Source organism: Proteus penneri (assembly GCF_003144535.1).
GTDB classification, from domain to species: Bacteria; Pseudomonadota; Gammaproteobacteria; order Enterobacterales; family Enterobacteriaceae; genus Proteus; species Proteus penneri.
This window is the reverse complement of the sequence record NZ_PHFJ01000005.1, coordinates 92216-117840: the sequence shown is the minus strand read 5'-3', so window position 1 is coordinate 117840 and position 25625 is coordinate 92216. Positions and strand designations below refer to the sequence as shown.

Here is a 25625-nt window from a genome sequence, read left to right as displayed (position 1 = left end):
ATAATTTTCTGCTGTCCCGCATTACTCTTTGGCTGTTCGGTCTTGCCTGAAAAAAAGGTGTCTCATGAACAAAAATGCATTTTTAAAGCACGTACCTTGGGTGATCCTCGGGATTATCGGTGCTTTTTGTCTTTCAGTGGTTGCACTTCGCCGTGGTGAACACGTCAGTGCACTATGGATAGTTGTTGCTTCTGTTGCTGTCTACTTAGTTGCTTATCGTTACTATAGTCTTTACATCGCTCAAAAAGTGATGAAGTTAGATCCAACTCGAGCTACACCTTCTGTTGTTAACAATGACGGTTTGAACTACGTTCCAACTAACCGTTATGTTTTATTTGGTCACCACTTTGCTGCTATCGCGGGTGCAGGTCCTTTAGTTGGACCCGTTCTTGCTGCTCAAATGGGGTACTTACCGGGTACACTTTGGCTATTAGCTGGGGTTGTGCTTGCTGGTGCAGTACAAGACTTTATGGTGTTGTTTATTTCAACACGCCGTAATGGTAACTCACTTGGTGAGATGATAAAGAAAGAGATGGGTCCAGTTCCGGGTACTATCGCTTTATTCGGCTGTTTCCTTATCATGATCATCATTCTTGCTGTGCTTGCACTTATCGTTGTTAAGGCATTAGCAGAAAGCCCATGGGGTGTATTTACTGTTTGTTCAACAGTACCTATTGCCCTGTTTATGGGTATCTACATGCGTTATATCCGTCCAGGTCGTGTCGGTGAAGTATCTGTTATTGGTATTGTCTTACTGATCGCAGCGATTTGGTTTGGTGGTGTTATTGCTCACGACCCATTCTGGGGCCCAGCGTTAACCTTTAAAGATACAACAATTACTTTTGGTCTTATTGGTTATGCTTTCGTATCTGCATTATTACCAGTATGGTTAATTCTTGCACCACGTGACTATTTAGCAACTTTCCTGAAAATTGGTGTTATCGTTGGTTTAGCTGTAGGTATTGTGATTTTAAACCCTGAACTGAAAATGCCAGCAGTTACTCAATACATCGATGGTACTGGACCATTATGGAAAGGGGCTTTATTCCCATTCTTATTTATCACTATCGCTTGTGGTGCCGTTTCTGGTTTCCACGCCCTGATTGCTTCAGGTACAACACCTAAGCTTATCGCAAATGAAATGGATGCGCGTTTTATTGGTTATGGTGCAATGTTAATGGAATCATTCGTTGCGATCATGGCGCTAGTCGCTGCATCTATCATTGAACCAGGCCTGTATTTTGCAATGAATACCCCACCATCAGGTTTAGGCATTACAATGCCGAATCTACATGAATTAGGTGGTGAAAATACAGCTGTTATCATGGGGCAGTTAAAAGAAGTTACCGTACATGCAGCTGCAACAGTCAGTTCATGGGGCTTTGTTATCTCTCCAGAAGAAATCTTACAAACAGCGAAAGATATTGGTGAACCTTCCGTATTAAACCGTGCTGGTGGTGCGCCTACCTTAGCGGTTGGTATCGCGATGGTGTTCCATAAAATCATTCCTGCTGCAGATATGGGCTTCTGGTATCACTTTGGGATCTTGTTTGAAGCGCTCTTTATTTTAACCGCATTAGACGCAGGTACACGTTCTGGTCGCTTCATGCTTCAAGACTTATTAGGTAACTTTATTCCTTACTTGAAGAAAACAAACTCGTTCATTCCGGGTGTGATTGGTACAGCGGGTTGTGTCGGCTTATGGGGATATCTGTTATACCAAGGTGTTGTTGACCCATTAGGCGGCGTTAAGAGCTTGTGGCCACTGTTTGGTATTTCAAACCAAATGTTAGCGGCGGTTGCTCTGGTATTAGGTACTGTTATCTTAATTAAGATGAAACGTACTAAATATATTTGGGTGACAGTTGTTCCGGCAGTATGGTTATTAATTTGTACAACATGGGCATTAGGTCTGAAACTCTTCAGCGATGATCCACAGATGGAAGGTTTCTTCTACTTAGCAAATGAATACAAAGCTAAGATCTTAGCGGGTGGTGCGGACTTAACTGCGGTTGAAATTAACAATATGAATCATATTGTAATTAATAACTACACCAATGCTGGTTTAAGTATTCTATTCTTGTTAGTTGTTTACAGCATCATTTTCTACGGTTTCCGTACCGCAATGAAAGCGCGTAAAAATCCAGAAGAAACAGCACAAGAAACACCGTATGTTCCTATGCCAAAAGATGTAAAAGTGTCCTCAGGTCACTAATTTAGGTAAATAGGTTAAACCCCCGCGCTGGCTTACCAGTGCGGGGCTTAGGAGAAACTTATGTTTGGTAATTTAGGGCAAGCTGGTAAATATCTAGGACAAGCAGCACGTATGCTAATAGGTATTCCTGATTACGATAATTATGTGCAGCATATGAAAGATAACCATCCAGATAAGCCTGTTATGACCTATAACGAGTTTTTCCGTGAACGTCAGGAAGCCCGTTATGGCGGTGGTGATGGTAAAGGCGGTTTTCGCTGTTGCTAATGATCCGTAAAGGAGATAAATGATGGAACCTATTGCAGTGACAATACTGACCGGTTTTTTAGGTTCAGGTAAAACAACACTTTTACGCCATATGCTTAATGAAGAGCATGGATATAAAATTGCCGTTATTGAAAATGAATTTGGTGAAGTACCTATCGATGATGAAATCATTGGTGATAGAGCCACTCAAATTAAAACACTGACCAATGGTTGTATTTGTTGTAGTAAATCGAATGAATTAGAAAACACGCTATTAGACTTATGTGACAGTCTAGATCGCGGTGAAATTGAGTTTGATAGATTAGTTATTGAATGTACTGGCATGGCTGATCCTGGTCCTATTAGCCAAACTTTCTTTTCTCATGAGATCATCTGCCAGCGCTACTTATTAGATGGCATTATCACACTTGTTGATAATGTTCATGCTCAGCAACAACTGGATCAATTTACGATTGCACAATCACAAATTGGTTATGCTGACCGGATTCTGTTAACAAAAACAGATATCACTCCAGCCTCTCCTGAATTAATGGCACGATTAAGACGTATTAATGCCAGAGCACCTGTACATACCGTTATTCATGGACAAGTTGATTTAGGACTCCTGTTTAACGTAAAGGGTTTTATGTTGAACGATAATCTTGATGTAAAACAGCCCCTGTTTCGTTATCAGGCAGAAAAGCAAGATGATATCAATTCGATTGTGTTAACTTTTGACTATCCCGTTGAGTTACAAGAAGTTTCAGACGTAATGGAAAAATTATTATTAAGCTTTGCTGATAATCTTTTACGTTATAAAGGGATATTAAATATTAAAGATCAACCTAATCGCTTGTTATTCCAAGGTGTACAACGCCTTTATAGTGCGGATTGGGATAGACCGTGGCATGAAGATGAAACTCGTCAAAGCACATTGGTCTTTATTGGTATTCAATTACCAGAAGATGAGATAAGAGCTAGTTTTGATGCATTAATGCCAAGTACGCAAGAAAATGCACATTAACCCAATACCCTGTAGTGAGTGTTAGAGAGTAGTACGAAGTAAGTAGTAGAAGTAACCGTAGTATAGTCGTAAATAGCAGTAACGAATATTGATAAGCTCCTGACTTGAGGAGGATCCTGTTCCTAGGATCTTATGTTTCACCCCATAATAACCAACATTATGGGGTGTTTTTTTAAATGCTCAAATTAGCCATTAGCAACGGCTTTATATTCCATGATCTCAATAATTTGAACATCAGTATGTTGCATTGCACGGCTTGCTAGTGCACATAGATTTTCAATTGTAGAATCAACATCATGAGCGACAATACCATCATTACCTGTCACATAGGTGTTGTCTAGCGCCATTAACACAGCTTTATAAGCTGCGCTTGCTCCGGTTGAGACTTTCATCGCACAGCTATTAGAAGCGCCATCACAGATCACACCGCTGATATCACCAATCATGCTACTAATTGCCATAGCCATGGATTCATAGCGTTCATCCATTAGCCATGCAATTGCCCCAGCCGCGCCCATTGATGCTGTTGTTGCCGCGCATAATGCAGATAGAGCAGGGAATTTATGGTGAATATAGATAGCCAGTAAATGAGAAAGCATTAATGCTCTTGCCATTTTTTCTTCGCCAACTTGTAAATATTCAGCAACTACGACAACCGGCATCGTTGCGGCAATCCCTTGGTTACCAGAGCCAGAGTTACTCATTGCGGGTAAAACAGCCCCCCCCATACGTGCATCAGATGCAGCAGATGTACGGATCATGATTTCTGATAATAAATCTTTTGCTAATAAACCACGCTGTTGTTGGCGTTGCAAAGTTTGCCCAATATGTAAACCATAAGTATTGTTCAAACCTTCTTTTGATAATGCATCATTTAAGTGCGCTGACTCAAGAATAAAAGAAATTTCTTCTACAGGTATTTGGGTCACAAACTGGTAAATTTCTTGAGTATTGGTTTGGGTTAACGTTTCTTTTATTTCGCAAGGCGATGCTGATTGTTCTGCACCATCACAAGTGTTATCAAGAACAACTTTACCATTATGAATGATTTTAACGATATTGGTGTGATTGCCCGCAATAATGACTGTTGCACTGTTTTCGCCATCTTCAACAGTCACTTCGCTATATAGAACTTCTTTGCACGCTTTTTTAATCGAAACATTTACAATGCCAGCAGCTAATAGTGCTTTACTTTGCTCAATGTGTTCTGGTGTTGCATTCTTTAATACTTCAAGACCTGCTTTACAATCACCACCTACAGCACCTAAGCTTGCGGCAATAGATAATCCCACCATACCCGTGCCTGGTACGGTTACGCCCATACCATTTTTCATTAAATTAGGAGAGACTTCTGCACTAATGCGGGTAATAGCATGTTGTAAGTAACTTGCAGCTGTTGCAGCTGCTAATGCAAGCGAAATAGGTTCTGTACAACCTAAAGCGGGTTTTACTTGTTGTTTAACTGCCGCTATTAATATTTTCCAACGAGCAGATAATTGTTCTTTCATGGCATGCATCCAATAAACAGTGTAAGAATTCAAAGAGATATTCTATTTTTAATATCAACATCATACTGAATTTATTGGAGAAAGTTTTTTCTGAATTTACTATCACTATAAAAAATTTTAGAAAATATTACCCTTTAAGGCTTTTATATTGGTATTTTTTTCCATATAAAGTAATGGCAATCATTTTGACTTATTAATGTAATTTATCAGCAAAAGAGATGATGCGTTTGTATCCAAAGATATAAATAAGAGGGGATGAAAATGCAGGTGAATAAGATAATTTAAGACATTAACGGTGAAGTAAAATAAAAAGGCAATAGAATGAATACACAATTCTATTGCTAGTATAATTATCATACTTAATGTGGGCTAACTCAAAATAGTTAAAATAAATGGCAATGAGTGAGTGGGTTTAATATCATGTCATCATTTTAACGAAATAAATAATAGGCGTTTTATTTTCTGGTGTATAAGAATAATACCTTATTATTTTGTTAATATTTTCATTGACTTATTTGTTTTATTTCTATTTTAAAAGTGAGTGTTAAATATATTTTTAATAAAATATAACTAATTTTTTATTTATAAAAATAACAATAAAATATCTCTTCCTATTTTTAATATGTTTATTATTTGAAAATAACCTGAAGCAACCAATATTGCTTCAGGTATATTTATCAATAATAGAAGATAGCAATAATAGCACTGTGGAATACAAAACCTACCATAAGCGGTATTGCCGTCCTTTTTACAACATCAAACGGTTGTAATTTTGCGCCACTAGATACAGCAATAATAACACCTGCCACTGGAGACATACCTCGGCCCATATGTGACGCTTGTTGCATTGGTAAGATCATCGCAATGGGGTTTACACCCATGCTATGGGCAATTTGTGGGATCAGTTCAACGAATGCAAGGAAAGGAGCATTACCTGAACCCATAATAATCGCGGCAGCTAATGTTACGATAGCGAAGACCAATGCCATTGCAAATGGTGGTAGGCCAACAGATTCTGCCATAACGATCAGGCTGTCTATTGCACCACTGACTTTAATACCATGGGCAAAAACACCTGCTGCGACTAATAATCCAACAACATTACTAAATGCAGAACCCATCCCTTTTAAGAAATGCTGGAAGCCCGCACATACTGACTTAAAATCACGTAAACGTAATGTTTCAATCAGCATACAAATCGCCATTGAAATCAATACAATTGTGACGACATCAAGGTGAATACCTTCAACAAATAGGCTCGATGAACTTACTGCCATAATGATAGGTAACATTGGCAGTAAGGCATAAAAGCCGGGTACATTTTTATCACTCTTTACTTCTTCAGACAGTTTGCCTAATTGAGGTACAAATCCGGCTTTGCGGTCACAATGGCGCTGCCAGAAGATATGTGTAATACCAACCGCGAATACGGTAGCAATCGCCGCAGGTCCTTGGTAATAAAGCACATATTCAACAACGCCTAAGTCAACTGCCTTTGCACCACGAATAGCATCAATTGCCGTTGGGGTGTAAGCAACGCCTAATGAAGTTGCAATCACACCCGCAGCAGATGCTGGAGATAAACCAAGTCCTATCATAATTGGGAACATCGTACCCATTAATAGAACGGCCAACCCTGTTGCTGAAGGAATAGCAAGTTGCAAAATACTCGCGAGTAAAAAAGAGAAGAATAGCAACACGTAAGGTGAACGCATATTTTTCAATGGGCGAGTTGCAACACGTACAACGGCCTCATTGGCGCCAATATGATCCATATAATGCGCAAATCCCATTAATGCCATGATCATTAAACCCAGATCAGCAGCACGACTACTAAAGAGATCACGCATGACTTCAAAAGGATCTAGCCAGCCAATACCCGTTGTTTTGACATTTTTAGGAAGAATATCTCCCCAACCAAACACCATGGTTAGTGCCATTAAGGCTAAACCAGCAACGAATAAAACAGGCTCGGCTTTATATCCTTTCAAGATCATTCTAGCGACAATAACAACGACAATTAAGACCGCAAGAATTTGGATCATGCTTTAACTCCAGGTGCAAAGCGTTCAGCAGTAATTTTCACAACAGATTTTAAGACATCACTGGCAGCATAAAGCGATTTAACTGGCAGATATTCATAAATAGAGTGGAAGTTATGCGCACCTGTAAATATATTCGGGCAAGGTAAGCCATTTTGAGAAAGGGCTGCGCCATCATAACCACCACGCATTGGAATTGGGCGAGGAGTAATACCATTCGCTTCATAAGCCGCTACAGCGATATCGATAGGGTAGCGATTATCACCTTGTAGGCTATTAAACACATTGGCATAACGGTCAGCGAGTTTACAAGTAACGGAGCCTTCTCCCCATAAACCTTCGCAATAATTTGAAAGTTGTTTTAAAAATGCCATGCGATGCGCATAACCTGCTTCGGTAAAATCACGTACATCCATTTTTAATACGGTACGCGCACTATTACCGGCTAACTGTTTAACCCAATAATAACCTTCACGGCCTTCGGTATATTCAGGCGCTTCACCACCCGGTAACATTGCAACAAACTTGTGCGCCATTAACAGTGAATTTTTTAATTTACCTTTTGCTGACATTGGGTGAGCAGATGCGCCAGTAAAGGTGATTTCAACATCACCTGCATTCCAGTTTTCATACACTAATTCACCAATACCACAGCAATCTAAGGTATAGGCAAAATCAGCACCAAATTCTTTAGTATCAAAGACTTTTGCACCACGTAAACCTTGTTCTTCATCAGGAACAAAACCAATTTTAACTGTTCCGTGTTTAATTTCGGGGTGCTGTTTAAAGTATTGCAACATATCCATAATAGAAGCGATAGCGGCTTTATCGTCAGCACCTAATAAGCTAGTACCATCGGTTACGATAATATCGTCACCAATATAGTTTTCTAATTCAGGGAATTCACTCTGACGTAAAAAGATCTCAAGTTCTTTATTTAAGCAAAGATCGCCACCTTTATAAGGTAGAATTTGTGCTTTAGTATCATTAGTTTGTTCAGCACTCGTGTCTAGATGACCAAAAAAGGCAACGGTTGGAACTTCATAATCAAGGTTTGAAGGAAGTGTTGCGGTAACAATGGCGGTATCTCGAATTTTAATATCTTCAACACCTAACGCTTTTAACTCTTCAACCAATTGTAGTGCAAGCACTCGCTGACCTTCTGACGAAGGCATAATGCCAGCAGCGCCATTTTCCCTATTAGTGGTGGTGTTAACTTTTGTATAAGAAATAAACCGTTCAACGAGATTCATAACAAGACTCCATTGTGTTTGATTTTTTGTATTCTCTCTATTAAAGCTTAGTTGTCTCATTTATTGGAAAGGGCAACACCTACTTTTACCATAAAAAAAACAATATGGAATTATAGAAAAAGTATTATTTTTACAATAAAAATTTAATGTTGATGATTATTTAATTTTTGGTTTTTTCTTTATTAAAAAATATAGTGTTTTTTGTAGGTAAGGTTTTTTCATTTAACTTATAGGGCTGTTTTTCTGTGATCTTTATCATGGAAAAACACATTTCATATTAAATATATAAAGTTAATCATTATTTATTTTAATATGTTGGCCTCTTTGATGATTATATTTTATTGAGTTTTTTTATGAAAAACTTCCGTAAATAATGATTAAAAAAAGCATCACTTATTGATAGACATTGATTATGATGTACAGTTTAATTCTTCTAAAACAATTGGGGGGATGTATGTATATAAATAATGTCGTTAGAGACACATTTTCAGCAATAAAAAACATTGAAAATAAAAGAAGTGAAATTAAAAATATTATAAATGGTATAATATTAAGTTGTTATAATTCAATCATTGAATTTATAAAACCAAACTCTAGCATAAAAAATAATTTTTTAAGGCTAAAAGACAGTATTTCTAATATTAAAAACAACCAAAGTGAAATTAATACTACAAAATTAGATTATAATGAAAAAGTAAATAAAAAAGATCTCGATGAGAGCTTTGATAAACTTTTAGCTAAAGTAAAAAGGGAAGTGAAAAGTGATGAAATAAAAGAGAGCATAATTAATGATATTATCTCTTATTTAGAGGAAATACCTACATTAGAGAAAGAAAAAATTACAGAGTTTAAAAATAAATTATATTTTCATTCTAAATGGATTATATTTTCTGGTGATGCGACATCTTTAACTAAAATTAAAAGTGATTTTTTAGAAACGATAGTCGATAGCATATTAAATTCAGATAGTGAAATAAAATCTAATTTTGGAAATGTTGATAATTATAAATATTTTTTACAAGATAATATCAATAATGCTGTTGAAGATGTTCTTTATAAAAATTAATATGTAATAATTTTTATTAAAAAGTGTCAGTTTTTCTAAAAAAATAATTAATGATATTTCACATACGATAATTAATTTGGTTTTAGCTAAATATGATAAAGAAGGTTTTAAGTAGAATTCTTTTGTTAAAGCCTGATAATGATTTATCAGGCTTTTTAAGATTAAATATCCAAACGTTTAGCTTGCCATTTACGAGAGCGCCAACGCCATGCGTTAGTTAATCCACGTAGTCATTCATCACAAAGGAAACCAATCCAGATACCAATTAATCCCATTTCCATCTTAATACCAAGGAAATAACCGACAGGGATCGCAATACCCCACATAAAGCAAATTGCTGTCATCAGCGGGAATTTAGCATCGCCTGCGGCACGTAAGGCATTTACCATAACGATATTAAAAGTACGCCCTGGCTCTAAGAAGACAGACAAAATAAATAGTGGAATTAATTGGTCAATAATGCGTTGATCTTCTGTAATGGAATACAAAATAGGATCACGCATAAACCAATAAACAATCACGACTCCGATGGTAAATATCACACCCGTTTTTAAGCTTTTCCAGCCTCTAGTAAAAGCATCATCAAAGCGTTTAGCACCAACTAAGTGACCCACTAATATTTCATTACCAATACTAATCGCAATACCAAAAAGCATTAAAAATAATGACAGTTGGAAATAGAGAGTCTGTGCTGCAAGAGGGACTTCGCCCATTAATCCAATAAAGGCTGATGCAGTCATATAATGTAAAATCCAAACCAAGTTTTCTCCCGCTGCGGGTAAACCGATATGTAGGATTTTCCCTAACATATTTTTAGACCACACGACGAGTTGTTTGGCTTCGAATTTAATACGCAAACCGTAGAATAGTAATCCACACAGTAAGATAACAGCAATAATACGGCCGACAACGGTTGACCAAGCAACGCCGACTAATCCGTATTGTGGTAAGCCAAAAAAGCCATAAAGCACAATCATATTACCAATAACAGTAATAATATTGGCGATCAATGTGACATACATGGCAGCTTTAGACTTGCCATAAACTCTCAGACAAGCGGCAAGAATAATTGAAATAGCCTCAGGAATAAGGCAAATACCAATAATATGTAGGTAGTTGTAGCCATCTTGCACTAAATGCTCAGGCGTATTCATAATATGTAGAATATTGTAGCCAAAGAAAAGAATGATTAAAGCACTACTAATGCCAAGTAACGCGTTAAAAGCGATAGAAATATGAATTGCTTGGCTGGCTTTTTCTTTTTTACCTGCGCCTAAGTATTGGGCAATAACGACGCTACATCCCACACTAATAAAGCTAAAAATGGTGATAAAAAGATCAAAAACTTGGTTACCAACGCCCATGGCGGCTAAGTAAGCGGTGGAAACGTGGCTTACCATGTAAGTATTAATTAATAGTGTGGCTAAATGTAGAAAGATATCTATAAATATTGGCCAACTAAGGGAAAAAAGTGAGCGATCCGCTACATCAGACTGATGCATTGAAAACCTTCTTAAAAAACAGAGTGAAATCGATATTATTAATAAAACGCGTAGGAAGATAAGAGATTCTACAAGGTTTATTTATAAGGTAATAGTGCAAATAATGTTTATCTGGCAAAAAAGATATTTATATGGTTTATTCATTGATAACTAATCACTATTATCATTAAGTGATGATTAACGTTAAAGTCAGGGGAATTAATGAATACTAAAATAAAAGTGGCCATTGTTGGCTATGGCAATATTGGTCGATTTGCATTAGAAGCGGTTCAAGCTGCTCAAGATTTTGAATTAATGGGTGTTGTTCGTCGTGATATCAATAATATTCCAGAAGAACTGCAAAATATTACCGTGACTAACGATATTAAAACATTAGGTAATGTTGATGTTGCTCTCTTATGTTCACCGACTCGTGCAATTAAAGAATTAGCTAAATCTATTTTAAGCTTCGGCATTAATACAGTAGATAGTTTTGACGTCCACAGTGAAATTGTGTCATTAAAAACAGAATTAGATGAAGTAGCTAAAAAACACGATCGTGTAGCGGTTATTTCAGCCGGCTGGGATCCGGGTTCTGATTCTATTATTCGTACATTAATGTTAGCCATGGCACCAAAAGGGATCACTTATACTAACTTTGGACCCGGTATGAGCATGGGGCACAGTGTTGCGGCTAAAACGATTGATGGTGTAAAAGATGCGCTTTCAATGACTATTCCATTAGGGACGGGGGTTCATCGTCGTATGGTTTACGTGGAATTAGAAGCTGGAGCGAATTTTAATCAAGTAGAGCAAGCGATTAAAGCAGATAGCTATTTCTCTTCTGATGAAACCCATGTGAAGCAAGTCGATTGTGTTGATAGCTTAAAAGATGTTGGACATGGTGTTCATATGACTCATAAAGGTGTTTCAGGTAAAACGCATAATCAATTATTTGAATATTCAATGCGTATTAACAATCCTGCATTGACATCTCAATTTATGGTCTCAGCAGCAAGAGCTAGTATGAAGCAACGTGCGGGTGCATATACGGTTATTGAGATCCCACCTGTTGATTTCTTAGCGGGTGATTTAAATACATTGATTGCAAAATTGGTCTAATTTTCATTAGTACTTTCTGCATAAAATATTGCCCACATAATGTGGGCAATATAGGTTAACGCTTAGGCAAACTTGATGATTTTGAATTAGCGTTTAATATTTTTAAATTCTTTGGTCGTTGCGGTTAATGCCACTTCTGTTGGTAAACGTTCCATTGAACTTGCACCATAGAAGCCGTGACAATCAGGGCAATTATCTAAGATATATTGTGCATCTTCTGGCGTTGCAATTGGGCCACCATGACAAAGCACAATGACATCAGAACGTACAGCTTTTGCCGCTTTGGCCCAGTCATTAATTAAAGGAATACAGTCCGCTAATGTTAATGCTGTTTCAGCACCAATATTACCACCCGTAGTTAATCCCATATGTGGCACAATAATATCAGCACCCGCCTCAGTCATTGCAATGGCATCTTCACGACTAAACACATAAGGTGTGGTTAGTAGATCTTTTTCGTGAGCTTGGCGGATCATATCTACTTCAAGCCCATAACCCATACCTGTTTCTTCTAGATTTGCGCGGAAATTGCCATCAATTAAGCCAACAGTTGGGAAATTCTGTACGCCAGCAAAGCCTGTTGCTTTAACTTCATCTAAGAATTTATCAAAGTTACAGAAAGGATCTGTACCATTAACGCCAGCAAGTACAGGTGTATGTTTAACAACAGGTAATACTTCTTTTGCCATATCCATAACGATCTCATTAGCGTTACCATAAGCTAATAAACCCGCTAAAGAACCACGGCCAGCCATACGATAACGACCAGAGTTATAAATAACGATAAGGTCAATACCACCGGCTTCTTCACACTTAGCTGAGAGCCCTGTACCTGCACCACCGCCAATAATTGGTTCGTGGCGTGCAATCATTTCATTGAATTTTTTTAGTAATGTTTCACGTGAATGAGTCATTCTTCTTTCTCCGTGGTTAACAAATAAGTTCCTGGTGTAAATCATAAATTTGCTGAGTAAATTCAGCAGAGTTTATGTGATAAGGACTGATGACTAATTGACGAGTCTCTGTCTCTTTAAATGTTGTTATAAATGCATCAAAAAACGCTTGGTTTGCTTTTGGATCCCAAAAAGGACCCCCTTTAATATCCAGAGCTGAAAAACCGCCCTGTGGTAATACAAACCGCAAAGGTCCTTCACACTGATTCATTTTTTCAGCGATCCAAATACCTAATTGACGGTTTTCCTCTGGTGTTGTACGCATTAAGGTGACTTGCGCATTGTGGTGATAAAATTGACGCCCTCTATATTTCTCAGGAACACTAGACGGGCGACCAAAATTCACCATATCTAATGCACCGCAAGAACCTATATAAGGGGTTTTGGTACGGGCGATTGCACCAAAACGGTCTTCATCACAAGCAAGCACACCGTCAAACAAGTAATCACAGACTTCGGTTGTTGTCAGATCGAGCACGCTATGAAGTAAGTGACCATCTGCCAGTTTTTCCATGGCTTTGCCGCCACTTCCTGTTGCGTGAAAAACAAGGCAGTCATAATTATTTTCGAGTTTTTGTGTAAGCTGTTGTACACAAGGCGTCGTTACACCAAACATTGTTAATGCAACAGCCGGTTTATCAACAACTTGTTCTTCTTGGTAAAAATAAACAGCGCCGGCGATTTGGTTCGCTGCATTTCTTAAAACTTTACGAGAAATGCGATTTAAGCCGGATACATCTGTGACGGAGTACATCATTGAGATATCACTTGCACCGATATAGCCTGAAATATCGCCAGACGCCATCGTTGATACCATCAATTTAGGTACGCCAATTGGCAGAGATTGCATTGCTGGTGTAATCAGTGCCGTTCCCCCTGAGCCGCCTAGTCCAAGAATGGCTAAGACATCATCACAGTGGGTTAAATAGTGTTCAAATGCGATTGACATCGCTTCTATTGCTTTCCCTCTATCGCCACAAAATACCGCTTCTGGGCCATTTGGGTGAAAGCGTGCAACTTCTAGGGCGGTGACATCAGCTTCTCTTGCTAATGCCGTGGGTTTGGTTGTCAAGTCAACGGTTTTAACAGGAAGGCCTGCTTTTTTAATTAAATCACTGACATAAAAAATCTCAGCACTTTTAGTATCAAGCGTTGTGGCAATATAAATAGAACCAGCATACTGTTTCATAAGCCTTCCCATACCTTTTATGATTATCGACGAATAGATTATAATCATAATGAGACTCGAGTTTCATTTATCATAGCACCGTTTTGAGACTCTTGTCTCATTATTTTTGTTTTTTGTACATTAGAGGTCGATAAGATGTGATTAATCACCTAAAGTAAACGTCAAATATTGTGAATATTTAGCTTAAGATAAGCTTGGCACATAAAAGTGTAGAAATAACGAAGGATCTTCTATGAGTTACAGTGATGAAACGGATGCAATGTCCGGTACACGAAAAAGAACCCATCAATTATTGGTGACAACGGCGTTGGGACTTTTTGAGCAAGGAATGCTACCGACAGTGTCAGAATTAGCCGCACATGCAGGTGTTTCGAGGGCAACTGCATATCGTTATTTTCCCACACAAAGTGATTTAATTAGTGCCACTGTTGATGCAAGTTTAGCGCCGATCATTGCATGGACCCCCACTCCTGAAGATAATACGCAACAACGCATTACTGAGTTGCTCAATCTTGCCTATCCACAAATGTTTAAACATGAAGGTGCATTGCGTGGTGCATTGCAAGTCTCATTACAACAATGGGCAAAAGAGAGACAATCAAGTGAATATGCAGAAAAACGATTTATTCGCGGTCATCGTAAAGAGATTTTACTCAAAGTTATTGAACCATTAAAATCACACTATCCTCAAGAAATGTGGGATAAGGTGATTAAATCGTTCTCTTTAATTTACGGGTCTGAAGTCTTTTTGGTAATGAAAGATATCTGGAAAATGGATGATCAACAGGTCATTGATATGACTCAATGGATGGCAAAAGCTATTCTAAATCAGGCAAAATCTGATTATCCCGCAGATAACGATTAATTATTTGAATAAATCAGTTAAAATTGTATAAATCATTTACGTTTTAGCTATTGCAGGGATCGTTATGTCACACAAAACAGAAGACCAAGAGTGGCTGGTAGAACAACTACAATTTATTGCACAAGGCATTGGTAAAACATTATCGCCTTTTTGTGAAGTTGTACTTCATGATCTAACTGATAGTGAAAATACCATTATGGTCATTGAAAATAATCTATCAGGTCGAAAAGTAGGGGATAGAGCAACAGAATTGGGAATGGCGCGTATTGAATCGTCGGACTTTCCTCAGATTGTGGCAAATTACCCGAATCAATTTCCTGACGGTAGAACCGCAAAAAGTACCTCTATTGGTATTAAAGACAAACAAGGCAATTATGTTGCAGCGTTATGCTTGAATATTGATATTTCAATGATCAAAGGATTACAAATGGTGCTTAACCAATTTGCAACCCTTGAAGAAGGTAATGACATTATTGAAACCTTTAGTTCAGTGACGGAAGATTCGCTGAAAAAACGTATTGATGAGTTTTCTGCGACTTATTCAGTCACACCAAGAGCGCTAAAACCGCATCAAAGGCGCGAGTTGTTACTCTGTTTACAGGATGAAGGTTATCTTTCACTGCGTAAAGCAATGGAAATTACCGCACAATACCTCGGTGTTTCAAGAGCTACGGTGTATAACGATTTAAAAGAATGATTAAGAAATAAATTATTTTTAAATTCCAGCGGAATATAAATTAGTAAACTAAAAAAAGATATCACTTATTGATATCTTTTTTTTACTTCTATGCTTAATTGTAAATTATATATGCTTTTTTTATTGAATGTGATTGGTTTATTATTATTGTGCGATTTTTTATAAACTTAAAAAAATAAGCGGAATAGACTATCTGTAATTATTCTTAAATGAGGCATTAAAAAATGGACATTTCTAAAATAACAAGTGAGTTTAATGCTAATATCAGTAATGTAAAGACTAAACTCAATAATAAATGGAATAATTTAAAAAGTTTAAAATCTATTAAAAATACAAATTTAGCAATTAATTATAGTTATAATAATAAAGGTCAACATATACCTTTATTGCCTATTTTTGAATATATAGATGCATGTACCAATTTATTAAATAAGACTCGGGAGAGCCAATTAGTATCTAAAGAGAGTAACTTGAGTAAAGTTGATGATTTAGCTAAAGAATTGCAAGAATTAGCTAATGATAATAAAGAAGATCAACCCATTGAAGAAGAAAATAAACTCCCTAATTGGATTACTAACTCAGGAAAAGAAGCGCTAAATACAAATCAAAAAATTTATTTTAAAACAGAGAAGACAAGAAGTTTTAAAAACTTATTAATCTCCTTTATTTCCCCATTTAAATTTATAAATAGATCATTGTTACCTGTAAAAATAAATTTTAAAAATAAAGATGTAAATAAAGCATTAAGTGAATTTAAATTTGATAATGCATTAAATGGTAAAGATGTTTTTAGTGATTTTTCTAATAAATTAAATAATCTAAATAAAACATTTACTGATAATGTTAATCAGATCATAACTAAAAAAATAAATAACCATAAGAAAATAGATGTTATGATTAAATATCAAACTTTAGAAAAGGCTTTGGAGTGTAAGCTTATTAATGATATTAAATTGATAAAAAATGAATTAAAAGCTGATTTAGCTAAGAATAAATTCCAAGAAAACTATTATGATTTGCCTGATAATATAGTGAGTAAATTAAATTTTATTGTTATTTCAAATATAGATGAATTGTTTTCTTCTAATACAATTGATGATTTGAAAAATTTAATAAAAGAAAAAGTTAAGTTTCATGATAAGGATGTAAAACTTGGGGAGGGGGTTGATAATATTTTCGATTCTATTTTTAATGAAAAAAATAAATTAGCAATGAATCAAAATTTCGATGGTAATTTAAACGATGCTAAAAAAGAATTGTCTTTAAATATAACAAAAGCGTTATTTAACTACTTATCAAAAAATGAAAAGTTTATTGGTGAAGAAGAGTCTCTTTCTAAGATAGACAACTTAATAAGAATGGTAAGTAAAGATATTTATAAAAACATGTGGGAGCCAACGGAGAAAATAATAAATTCTCTCAATAATAGTTTTTATGAAAACATAAAGAAAAATGATAATGGAAATAATCTTTTTTATCGATTATTTAAAAATTCAAGTAATAACATTAATTATAAATGGGCGCAAGATGCTATTGTTTTATTAATTAGCTATGAAACTTTTGAAAATAAAAAAAATGTAACAACTGATTACTATAATCAAGGTGTAGTGAAAGAAGGGGGTAATGGTACTATTAATACACAAAACACAGTAGTAGAAAACAAACTAAAAGGAGTTTTTAGTCGACTAGGGTTAAGTATTGATGATTTAGATAAATCGAAAGATGAAGTACTTAGAAAATACTTTTCAAATTATTTTGAACATATATGATTTTTTTATTAAATCATTTTTTATTTTCATGATTAATAATTAATTTGTATATAACTTATATAGGCGAATAATCTATGATTATTAAACAAAATATATTTGAACCAAATATTTTATTTTTAAATAAACAACATTCCTTTCCAAAAAAGGAATGTTATATTTTTACAAAAAATATAAGCAAGATAAAGAATACCCCTGTTGCACCTTCTTTTGCTAAGAGATTTATTCATGGGGTAATTTCTCTATTCCATAAATTAGAGATTTTCTTTCTTATAAAGGATATAAAAAATAATAAACTGTCTGGTGTCGTTGATATAAATAAATATAATAATATTTTTAATGAAATAGATAATAAAATTAAAGAGGAGATTAAAATTGAAAATAATGAAATAGATAAAGAAAACACTGAAATATATAATTTAATAAAAGATAAGAATGGAATAAAATATAAAAATTTAAATGCTATAAATAAAATAATTTCTCATGCAAATGATAAGTTTGATTTTTACAGTTTATGTGATTATTTAACTGAAGTAAAAAGAGCTAAAGATTTTTTCTCAGGACTAGATGATATAAAGAATGAAGACTCTAACAATAAATTAATTGTAGAGTGTTTAAATGAAATTATGAAGCTTAGAATAAGCTCAATAGATGATGAAAGTATAAAAAATATTTTTAAATTAATATTTTTAAAATTTAAATTTGAAAATATTCATTTAAATAAAAAGTATGACTTTATGAGTAACTTTTCAACGGAAAAAGAAAGAGATAATTTTATAAAATCAATGAATTTTTTACTTATAAGTATTGAAGAAGTTCAATTGTTTGATAAGTTTGATAATAATATAAAAAATGAAGTGGAAAATAAATTATCAGCTATTATGATGATAGCACTTAATAAAAATATGGGTAGTGAATATTACTTTAATGACTTAATGCAAGAATGGATAGGGAAATATATTAGTGATAACCATAATACGATAAAAACAAATACGATAGTAGATACAGGTAAGCAAATAGATACATATATAATTAATGATGTAGCTGGGGAAAGTGAAAATGAAGATTTGAATACATTATTGAATTATGATTTTTTTTTAAAAATGGACGAAGAATTAGAAAAGGAAATAGACGAGGGAGTAAAAATAGACGAGGAAGTAGAAATAGACGAGGGAGTAGAAAAAGAAATAGACAAGGGAGTAGAAAAAAAAATAGACAAAGAAGTAGAAGAGGAAAATAGAATCAAAAAAAAGGCAGAGGAAGAAGCAGATAAACTAATTAGAGAAATAAAAGTAAATGCAGAAAAGGAATCAAAGTTAATAATTGATAAGTTAGAAAGTAAATCTAATGAAGAAGATATTATTAATATATTAAGTGAATATTCCAATGATTCGGAAAATAAAATTTCAAATATTATTTCATCTATGGATGAAATAGTGAAAAAACACAATGAAATTAATTTGATAGAGGAGGATATTAAGGAGATTTTATCTGGTGATGATAAGAAAGTAAACACGGATTTTGATATTCATGCAAATGAAGCACAAAAAATAATGATCTCTATGCATAATATTTTAGCTTCTATAAACCAGTTAAAAGAGAGAGGTAATGCAGAAGCTGATGAAAGTGATTCTTATCATAAAATAAAAGATCTTTTAACTAAATTAAAAGAAAATATAAATAAAAAAAATGAAATTGATGAAAACTATGAATTGCCAATAAAAAATAATATAAAAGAGCTAATGAATGAATTTGAAATTTCCATTTCAAAGATGGAGGAATTGCTTTTAGATGATGATCTAATTAAATTAGATAACACATCGAAAAGTAAGAATGTTTTAAAAAATAATATCTCTGAGTTAAATCAATTAGAACCGATGAAAGAAAAGATTAATGAATCTGTTCCAGAAGAACCAATGTCAATAATTTTTGACGAAAGTTATTCTAAAATAGATGATTCAGTTTCATCATTGATGGAAAAAATAAATAAAGAAATTAATAGAGAAGTGTTAGATAAAAAAGACACCTATAGTTATAGTATTAGTTCAGGCTTTGAATTTGTAACTAAAGTAAGAGAGAAAATGGAGGAAAATAGAAAATCAAGAAGTACGAGAAATAATCTTATAAAAAATAAAGTATTAGATAAAATTGTAAATGATTTTATGGGAAATAATATTGGCAAAAAGTATGATTTTGACTTTTTGAAAAGTGAAATTGAAAGGGTTAAAAAAATAAATAAAAAGAATAAAGAGTCATTAGACAATGAAAGAAAAATATCGATAATAGAAAGTAAAATAGAGAACGCTAAGGATTTAAAATTCAATGAAAACAAATCAAAAGATAAAATAGCTTCAATTGGTGAATCCTCAATAAATTTAAATATAGGTGAAAACTCAAATGAAGTTAATATCGATAATGAAGGGGGGGGCAATCTAATATTATTTTTGAAAGTAATCTGGATGACATCTACTTTGATGATTATAAAAATATGAAACATTTTAAAATAGAAAGTCCCTTTATAATTTTTGAGTTTAATAAAAGTGAAAATAATAATGCAAAAATTAAATTTAACTATTCTAATAGTAAGGTTTTCTATTCTGGGTTAAATTTAAAAAGTAAAGAAATAAAATGTAATAATTTTTTAATTAAAGACTATATAAATAGTGAAGTTGGAAAAAATATAAATGAGTTTATTAATGCTAAAATAACGAAAAGTGAAAAACTAGTAGATAAAAAAACATCCGATAATTTTAAGATGGCAATAAATAGCATAGTAATTGAGATTAATAGAGATCTAAAAAATAAGAGTAATGAAAAAAATAAGAGTAAGAAAAAAAGTAATAGTAAGAAAAAATAAAAAATAATTATAAATCTTTCCTTAAGTGATATTTTTTATCACTAATTGGGTAGTTTTCTAGCATGCCAAATATTTCAAACCCCTGCTTTTGATAAAAAGGCAGGGCTTGAAAGCTAAAGGTATCCACTTCTGCATATTTGGCGCCTTTCTCTTTTGCGGCAAGTTCCATTGCTTGCAGTAATTCTGTTCCTATATCTTTTCCACGATAGGCTTTATCTACCCACAAATAACGAATGCGTAGCCAATTTCTTAAAATATCTCCTGTGATCCCACCTATTTTTTTACCGCTCTCTTCCTTAAAAACGGCAAGTGGTGTGTATTGTTCCATCTGAATATAGTGAAGATTGTGGGTTAGCAATCCTTCATAAATCTCATTGTTCTCATTCGATGTTGGGTTTGTGATGATCTTTAACGACATATTTGGCTCTTAATATTAAGAAAAATAATAATTACATTATCACTATTTGGTTATTAAATATTTATACAAGTGCTAGGATGGAAACAATAATTAAAAAAGCTGGATATCACAACATGTCGTTTTTAAAAACTTTACCAGGTATTTTATTTTGTGCATTAATTGGTGGTGTACTAACCCTTTCTGGTTTACCTATGGCTCTGATGTTTGGACCGATCCTTGTTGTTATTATTGCTTATCGCTTTAAATGGGAGCTTGCGGTTCCTAAACATACATTAACGTTTATTCAACTCACTTTAGGCACTTCGGTTGGTTTAATGTTTAACCAAGTTCATTTAGGTAGTGCTGATAATTTAATTATTCTATTACTCGCTCTTGTTGTTTGCTTAGCCATTCAATTTTTTGTGAGCTATTTTTGGTTCCATCGCCATATTGGCTGGACAAAAGAAGAATCAATGTTAGGTGCTGTGCCAGGAGCTATGGCTGCTATTTTAGCATTAACTGATCATACGAAAACACCACCGCAAAAAATTGTTATTTCTCATACCATTCGTTTAATGGTATTGATTATTCTGGCGGGTTTTATTGTGGGGGCTGATAAAGCTAATATGCCAGAATTTTCTATACCTGAAATGACCGTTATTTCATTGTTGTGGTTATTATTGATTGTTATTTTAGGGTTAGGTTCAGGGCTTTTATTGCAGAAAATCCGATTTCCGGCGCCCTTTATGTTGACTTCATTAGGTAGTGCAATATTGGTTCAATCATTTGTTAGCGAATCTATTGCTTTTCCCATGTTACTTAATGAATTGAGCATGGTGTTAATTGGTATGAATATTGGTGCTCACTTTGTTGTTTTCCCGCTTTCATCATTAATTAGAAATGCTTTTTCCTCTGTGCAAGTCGTTATTATTAATGTGATTTTAACTGTGATTGTGGCGTATGGAGCCGCTTATTTGACAGGAGTCCCTTGGGCTACATTAGTATTAGCTTGGGCGCCGGGAAGTATGGAAGCGATGACATTTGCGGCGATAACCATGAATGTGGATGCGGCTTTTGTTATGTCGAATCATATTTTTCGAATGCTGATTATTCAAAGTATTCCATCAGTTGCTTTGTATTGGAACGAATATAGACAGAAGAAAAATAATTAGCATAAAGAAAGGTAAAAAAATCTTTTGATAACCTCTCTATCAGTCATTTTATATCTCGACGGTATTTAAAGAGGTTATCCCGCTTTATTTATCCAATTGTGAGTTAACACAAGTATTAATAATTTAATAAACTTAGCGATTTATTGGCTAATAGCTGGCATTTTTTACTGTGTGTCACTTTAATGCCTTTTAAATCATTGTAACTATCTTCATTCAATTGACTCATTGGCAACGTCGAGTAATTACTGACATCCCATTGTTGTGAGCGAGAAAAGACCATTAACGCTCTTTCAATTTTTGGTTTTGATATCTGCTCATAACCACAATCTTTATTTAGGAAAAAGTAGATGGCGGTTAAATCTGCCAAGTCTTCTGCTTGCGTGTAGGTTAACGCTTTTGCACTCGAAGAAAAGAGCATAGTAAAAGAAAGCGCTAGTGTGCAGAACAAGGCGAACATTTTTTTCATTAGGTGTGCGTTCCTCAGTGTGATGATTTCGCAAGTTTTGTTATTTGATTTAATAAAGTTAAAAGTTTTGCAAAGACCTGATGTTTTGTTGGGTTTTAAATTGACCTTCCAGTAAGGGGAAACTTTAGCATTGGTAATAGTTTACAAATATTCTTAATACATTTTATTTCAATAGATAAAAAAATAACTCATTTTTATTCAAAGGAATACATTATGCAACGTCGAGATTTTTTAAAATTAGGCGCCACATTAAGTGCTGCCACATTATTACCGAGCTGGAGTCGTTTTGCGTTCGCCCAAAGTAACACGCCTTCATTGGCGATTCCACCTCAAATTATCCCAGACGCTCAACAAAAGATTGTTCTTAATATTCAACAAGGTGTTTCTCAATTTATTCCTACGGCAAGCACAACCACATGGGGTTATAACGGCAGTTTATTAGGTCCTGCACTAAAGCTGAAACGGGGCCAACCTGTCACCATTAATATCAATAACCAATTACCAGAAACAACAACTGTTCACTGGCATGGACTTGAAATTAGTGGTGAAGAAGACGGCGGTCCACAAGCCATGATTGAACCAGGAAAATCGCGTACTGTTACTTTTACACCAAATCAAGCTGAATCAACGTGCTGGTTCCATCCTCACACCCATGGTGTTACTGGTCAACAAGTCGCAATGGGATTAGGCGGACTAGTGATTATTGAAGATGATGAAACAGCAAACCGTAAATTGCCTAATCGCTGGGGCGTTGATGACTTACCCGTTATTTTGCAAGATAAACGTTTAGACAGTGAAGGACAAATTGATTATCAACTTGATGTAATGAGTGCCGCAATTGGTTGGTTTGGTGACATGATGTTAACCAACGGTGCTATTCAACCACAACATATTGTGCCAAAAGGCTGGATCAGATTACGCTTCTTAAATGGTTGTAATGCGCGGAGTTTAAACCTTGCCACAAGTGATGGCAGACCCATGTATGTGATTGCCAGTGATGGTGGATTATTAACAGAACCCGTAAAAGTAACAGAACTCCCTATTTTAATGGGGGAGCGCTTTGAAGTTTTAGTCGATACGTCTGATGGGCGTGATTTTGATATTGTCACTTTACCTGTACGTCAAATGGGTATGGTGTTAGCACCATTTGATAATGTACTCCCTGTGTTGCGTTTATTACCGTCAGCAGAAAAAGCACAAGGTACTTTACCTGATCAATTAGCATTAATTCCGGCATTACCAACACTCAGTAATATTTCAACGCGGACATTACATTTACGTATGGATATGCGTTTAGATATGCAAGGTATGATGCTATTAACAGAACGTTATGGTGATAAAGCATTAGCGGGTATTCATCATGGGATGAGTCATATGCGCCAAGGTAACGGTAATGGCATGATGGGCGGTGGGATGAATTGCGGTCATGGAAATGGTGATTTAGATATCTATAATGCTAATAGTATCAATGGTATTCCATTCTCAATGACAGAACCTGCATTTGATGTGAAGCAAGGTGTTTATGAAAAATGGGTTGTATCCGGTCGTGGCGATATGATGTTGCATCCATTCCATGTACATGGTACACAGTTCCGTATTCTATCTGAAAACGGTCGAACACCAGAGAAACATCGCCAAGGTTGGAAGGATATCGTGAAAGTTGAAGGACAATTTAGCGAAATTCTTGTGAAATTTGACCATTTAGCGACAAAAGCGCACCCATTTATGGCACACTGTCATTTATTAGAACATGAAGATACTGGAATGATGGCGGGTTTTACCGTTAGTAAATAATCAATCACTATAAAAACCATCAATATCAGTAAGATAAATTGATAAAGGGCACGGGATTAATATTTTGTGCCTTTATTTTCATTAAATCAGATCATCGCATGATGAGGGAAGTTCTGGTACAATCGTTTGCTTTCCCCGTTAACCCAATCGAAATTAATCATGAAACATATTGTTGATGTCATGATCTCTGAAGAAGAGATCAAACAGCGTATTGCTGAGCTAGGTCGTGAAATCACAGAACATTACCGCCCACGCCAAGGTCAACATGATCTTGTCTTAATCGGCTTGTTAAAAGGTTCTTTTATTTTTATGGCAGATTTATGTCGTGAAATTGACGTGAACCATGAAGTCGATTTTATGACTGTATCAAGTTACGGTAATGGTATGACGTCAACACGTGACGTTAAAATCATTAAAGATCTCGATGAAGATATCCGTGGTAAAGATGTTCTGATTGTTGAAGATATCATTGACTCAGGTAATACCTTAAATCGTGTTAAAGAGATTTTAAGCTTACGTGAGCCAGCTTCTATTTCTATCTGTACTTTATTGGATAAACCCTCTCGCCGTGAAGTTGATGTTCCTGTTGAGTGGATTGGTTATTCCATCGAAGATAAATTTGTTATTGGTTACGGCATCGATTACGCACAGCGTTATCGTCACCTGCCTTATATTGGGCATGTAACGTTATTAGATGAGTAATATATCTAGTTATAATAGAAGCCAAAAACCCGCTATTTAAGCGGGTTTTTGTTCTTTAACAGCAGGTGCGTTATTAACGTGGATGACTCAATTTAGCCATCGCTTGACGATAAGAAAGTTCAAGTTTTTCACGACTATCTGAAGTAACATCAAGAACGTGTAACTCACCATTATTTAAACCGTAAACCCAACCGTGGATCATCACTTTTTGTCCACGTTTCCACGCTGCTTGCATAATCGTTGAGTGGCCGAGATTGTACACTTGCTCGATAACGTTTAGTTCACAAAGTCGGTTTAATCTATCTTGTGGTGCAAGTTCACCTAACATTGAACTGTGTTTGTACCAGATATCGCGGATATGCAGTAACCAGTTATTGATAAGTCCTAATTCGGTGCCTTCAATAGCTGCTTCAATACCACCACAACCATAGTGACCACAGACAATAATGTGTTCAACTTGTAATACATCAACAGCATACTGGATCACAGAAAGACAATTTAAGTCAGTGTGGATAACTAAGTTCGCCACATTACGGTGAACAAATAAGTCCCCCGGTGCCGCGTTGATTAATTTTTCTGCTGGAACGCGGCTGTCGGAGCAACCAATCCATAAAAAGTGAGGTTTTTGGCCTTTGCAGAGATCTTTAAAAAACTGAGGATTTTCTTCAGTAACAGATTCTGACCATTGCTTGTTATTGGCTAACAGCTCTTCAATCTTTCTCATCATGATGTGACTGCCTGTAAATTCGGTTTCCCACCATTTGCGCTGACAGTACGCCAACACGAAATAGCTCTTGTGTTAATGTTGGA

21 protein-coding genes and 1 pseudogene are annotated in these 25625 nt (G+C 35.1%); 13 read left to right on the top strand and 9 right to left on the bottom strand.

Features of this window, described 5'->3' with window-relative positions; genetic code table 11:
• Window positions 1–64 precede the first annotated feature (64 nt).
• From CUB63_RS08395 to yjiA, 3 genes are read left to right on the top strand one after another with little or no spacing between them, the layout of a single operon-like run.
• Window positions 65–2215, top strand: coding sequence for a carbon starvation CstA family protein (locus CUB63_RS08395; protein WP_006535035.1), 2151 nt, complete (start codon window positions 65–67; stop codon window positions 2213–2215).
• A 60-nt stretch (window positions 2216–2275) separates the two neighbouring features.
• Window positions 2276–2482: a YbdD/YjiX family protein gene (locus tag CUB63_RS08390; RefSeq protein WP_004245057.1), complete on the top strand. Its 207-nt coding sequence runs from the start codon at window positions 2276–2278 to the stop codon at window positions 2480–2482.
• A 22-nt stretch (window positions 2483–2504) separates the two neighbouring features.
• Window positions 2505–3485: a GTPase gene (gene yjiA / locus CUB63_RS08385; protein ID WP_109399275.1), complete on the top strand. Its 981-nt coding sequence runs from the start codon at window positions 2505–2507 to the stop codon at window positions 3483–3485.
• A 185-nt stretch (window positions 3486–3670) separates the two neighbouring features.
• On the opposite strand, the gene CUB63_RS08380 is transcribed toward yjiA, so the two are convergent.
• The 3 genes from CUB63_RS08380 to pepT all read right to left on the bottom strand — a co-directional run bounded on the left by CUB63_RS08380 (window position 3671) and on the right by pepT (window position 8288).
• Window positions 3671–4993, bottom strand: coding sequence for an L-cysteine desulfidase family protein (locus tag CUB63_RS08380; RefSeq protein ID WP_109847867.1), 1323 nt, complete (start codon window positions 4991–4993; stop codon window positions 3671–3673).
• A 677-nt stretch (window positions 4994–5670) separates the two neighbouring features.
• Window positions 5671–7038 carry a C4-dicarboxylate transporter DcuC gene (gene dcuC / locus CUB63_RS08375; RefSeq protein WP_072063640.1) on the bottom strand — a complete coding sequence of 456 codons (1368 nt, stop codon included), beginning with the start codon at window positions 7036–7038 and terminating at the stop codon, window positions 5671–5673.
• On the bottom strand, window positions 7035–8288 hold the full coding sequence (gene pepT, locus CUB63_RS08370) for a peptidase T (protein WP_109847866.1): 1254 nt from the start codon (window positions 8286–8288) through the stop codon (window positions 7035–7037). The genes dcuC and pepT overlap by 4 nt, the downstream gene beginning before the upstream one ends.
• A 454-nt stretch (window positions 8289–8742) precedes the next feature.
• Between pepT and CUB63_RS08365 the strand changes: the two genes are divergently transcribed.
• A complete protein-coding gene (locus CUB63_RS08365; protein WP_109847865.1) occupies window positions 8743–9354 on the top strand; it encodes a hypothetical protein in 612 nt (203 codons plus the stop codon).
• A 161-nt stretch (window positions 9355–9515) separates the two neighbouring features.
• Here the strand turns inward: CUB63_RS08365 and CUB63_RS08360 are convergent.
• Window positions 9516–10856 (bottom strand): annotated as a pseudogene (locus tag CUB63_RS08360) (MATE family efflux transporter).
• A 201-nt stretch (window positions 10857–11057) separates the two neighbouring features.
• Here CUB63_RS08360 and CUB63_RS08355 point away from each other — a divergent pair.
• Window positions 11058–11957 carry a diaminopimelate dehydrogenase gene (locus CUB63_RS08355; RefSeq protein WP_072063636.1) on the top strand — a complete coding sequence of 300 codons (900 nt, stop codon included), beginning with the start codon at window positions 11058–11060 and terminating at the stop codon, window positions 11955–11957.
• A gap of 86 nt (window positions 11958–12043) precedes the next feature.
• Here the strand turns inward: CUB63_RS08355 and CUB63_RS08350 are convergent, their stop codons facing one another.
• Together CUB63_RS08350 and CUB63_RS08345 are read right to left on the bottom strand one after the other, a co-directional pair.
• Window positions 12044–12871, bottom strand: coding sequence for a phosphoenolpyruvate hydrolase family protein (locus tag CUB63_RS08350; protein WP_109847864.1), 828 nt, complete (start codon window positions 12869–12871; stop codon window positions 12044–12046).
• 16 nt (window positions 12872–12887) lie between these two features.
• Window positions 12888–14099, bottom strand: coding sequence for a Tm-1-like ATP-binding domain-containing protein (locus CUB63_RS08345; RefSeq protein ID WP_109847863.1), 1212 nt, complete (start codon window positions 14097–14099; stop codon window positions 12888–12890).
• A gap of 232 nt (window positions 14100–14331) precedes the next feature.
• Between CUB63_RS08345 and CUB63_RS08340 the strand changes: the two genes are divergently transcribed.
• From CUB63_RS08340 to CUB63_RS08320, 5 genes are all read left to right on the top strand, one after another.
• Entirely contained in the window at window positions 14332–14964 is a 633-nt protein-coding gene (locus tag CUB63_RS08340) for a TetR/AcrR family transcriptional regulator (protein WP_072063633.1), read from the top strand.
• A gap of 64 nt (window positions 14965–15028) precedes the next feature.
• The gene (locus tag CUB63_RS08335; RefSeq protein WP_006535016.1) at window positions 15029–15661 is read left to right on the top strand and encodes a helix-turn-helix transcriptional regulator; all 633 of its coding nucleotides are present in this window, start codon (window positions 15029–15031) and stop codon (window positions 15659–15661) included.
• 224 nt (window positions 15662–15885) lie between these two features.
• Complete coding sequence (locus tag CUB63_RS08330) at window positions 15886–17430, top strand: hypothetical protein (protein WP_109847862.1); 1545 nt, start codon at window positions 15886–15888, stop codon at window positions 17428–17430.
• Window positions 17431–17504: 74 nt separating this feature from the next.
• Complete coding sequence (locus CUB63_RS08325) at window positions 17505–19919, top strand: ring-infected erythrocyte surface antigen domain-containing protein (RefSeq protein WP_109847861.1); 2415 nt, start codon at window positions 17505–17507, stop codon at window positions 19917–19919.
• Window positions 19916–20284, top strand: a complete 369-nt coding sequence (locus CUB63_RS08320) for a hypothetical protein (RefSeq protein ID WP_109847860.1) — start codon at window positions 19916–19918, stop codon at window positions 20282–20284. The genes CUB63_RS08325 and CUB63_RS08320 overlap by 4 nt, the downstream gene beginning before the upstream one ends.
• A 7-nt stretch (window positions 20285–20291) precedes the next feature.
• Here CUB63_RS08320 and CUB63_RS08315 read toward each other — a convergent pair whose 3' ends face one another.
• Complete coding sequence (locus tag CUB63_RS08315) at window positions 20292–20702, bottom strand: GNAT family N-acetyltransferase (protein WP_109847859.1); 411 nt, start codon at window positions 20700–20702, stop codon at window positions 20292–20294.
• A gap of 113 nt (window positions 20703–20815) precedes the next feature.
• On the opposite strand from CUB63_RS08315, the gene CUB63_RS08310 reads away from it, so the two are divergent.
• Window positions 20816–21853: an AbrB family transcriptional regulator gene (locus CUB63_RS08310; protein WP_109847908.1), complete on the top strand. Its 1038-nt coding sequence runs from the start codon at window positions 20816–20818 to the stop codon at window positions 21851–21853.
• A gap of 115 nt (window positions 21854–21968) precedes the next feature.
• Here the strand turns inward: CUB63_RS08310 and CUB63_RS08305 are convergent, their stop codons facing one another.
• A complete protein-coding gene (locus CUB63_RS08305; protein ID WP_072063629.1) occupies window positions 21969–22319 on the bottom strand; it encodes a YacC family pilotin-like protein in 351 nt (116 codons plus the stop codon).
• 213 nt (window positions 22320–22532) lie between these two features.
• Here CUB63_RS08305 and cueO point away from each other — a divergent pair, with 213 nt between their 5' ends.
• Together cueO and hpt are read left to right on the top strand one after the other, a co-directional pair.
• Window positions 22533–24113, top strand: coding sequence for a multicopper oxidase CueO (cueO, locus tag CUB63_RS08300; RefSeq protein ID WP_109847858.1), 1581 nt, complete (start codon window positions 22533–22535; stop codon window positions 24111–24113).
• Window positions 24114–24272: 159 nt separating this feature from the next.
• Window positions 24273–24815, top strand: a complete 543-nt coding sequence (gene hpt / locus CUB63_RS08295) for a hypoxanthine phosphoribosyltransferase (protein WP_036932823.1) — start codon at window positions 24273–24275, stop codon at window positions 24813–24815.
• Between the two features lie 73 nt (window positions 24816–24888).
• Here hpt and can read toward each other — a convergent pair whose 3' ends face one another.
• Window positions 24889–25542, bottom strand: a complete 654-nt coding sequence (gene can, locus CUB63_RS08290) for a carbonate dehydratase (RefSeq protein WP_006534997.1) — start codon at window positions 25540–25542, stop codon at window positions 24889–24891.
• Window positions 25543–25625: the final 83 nt, after the last annotated feature.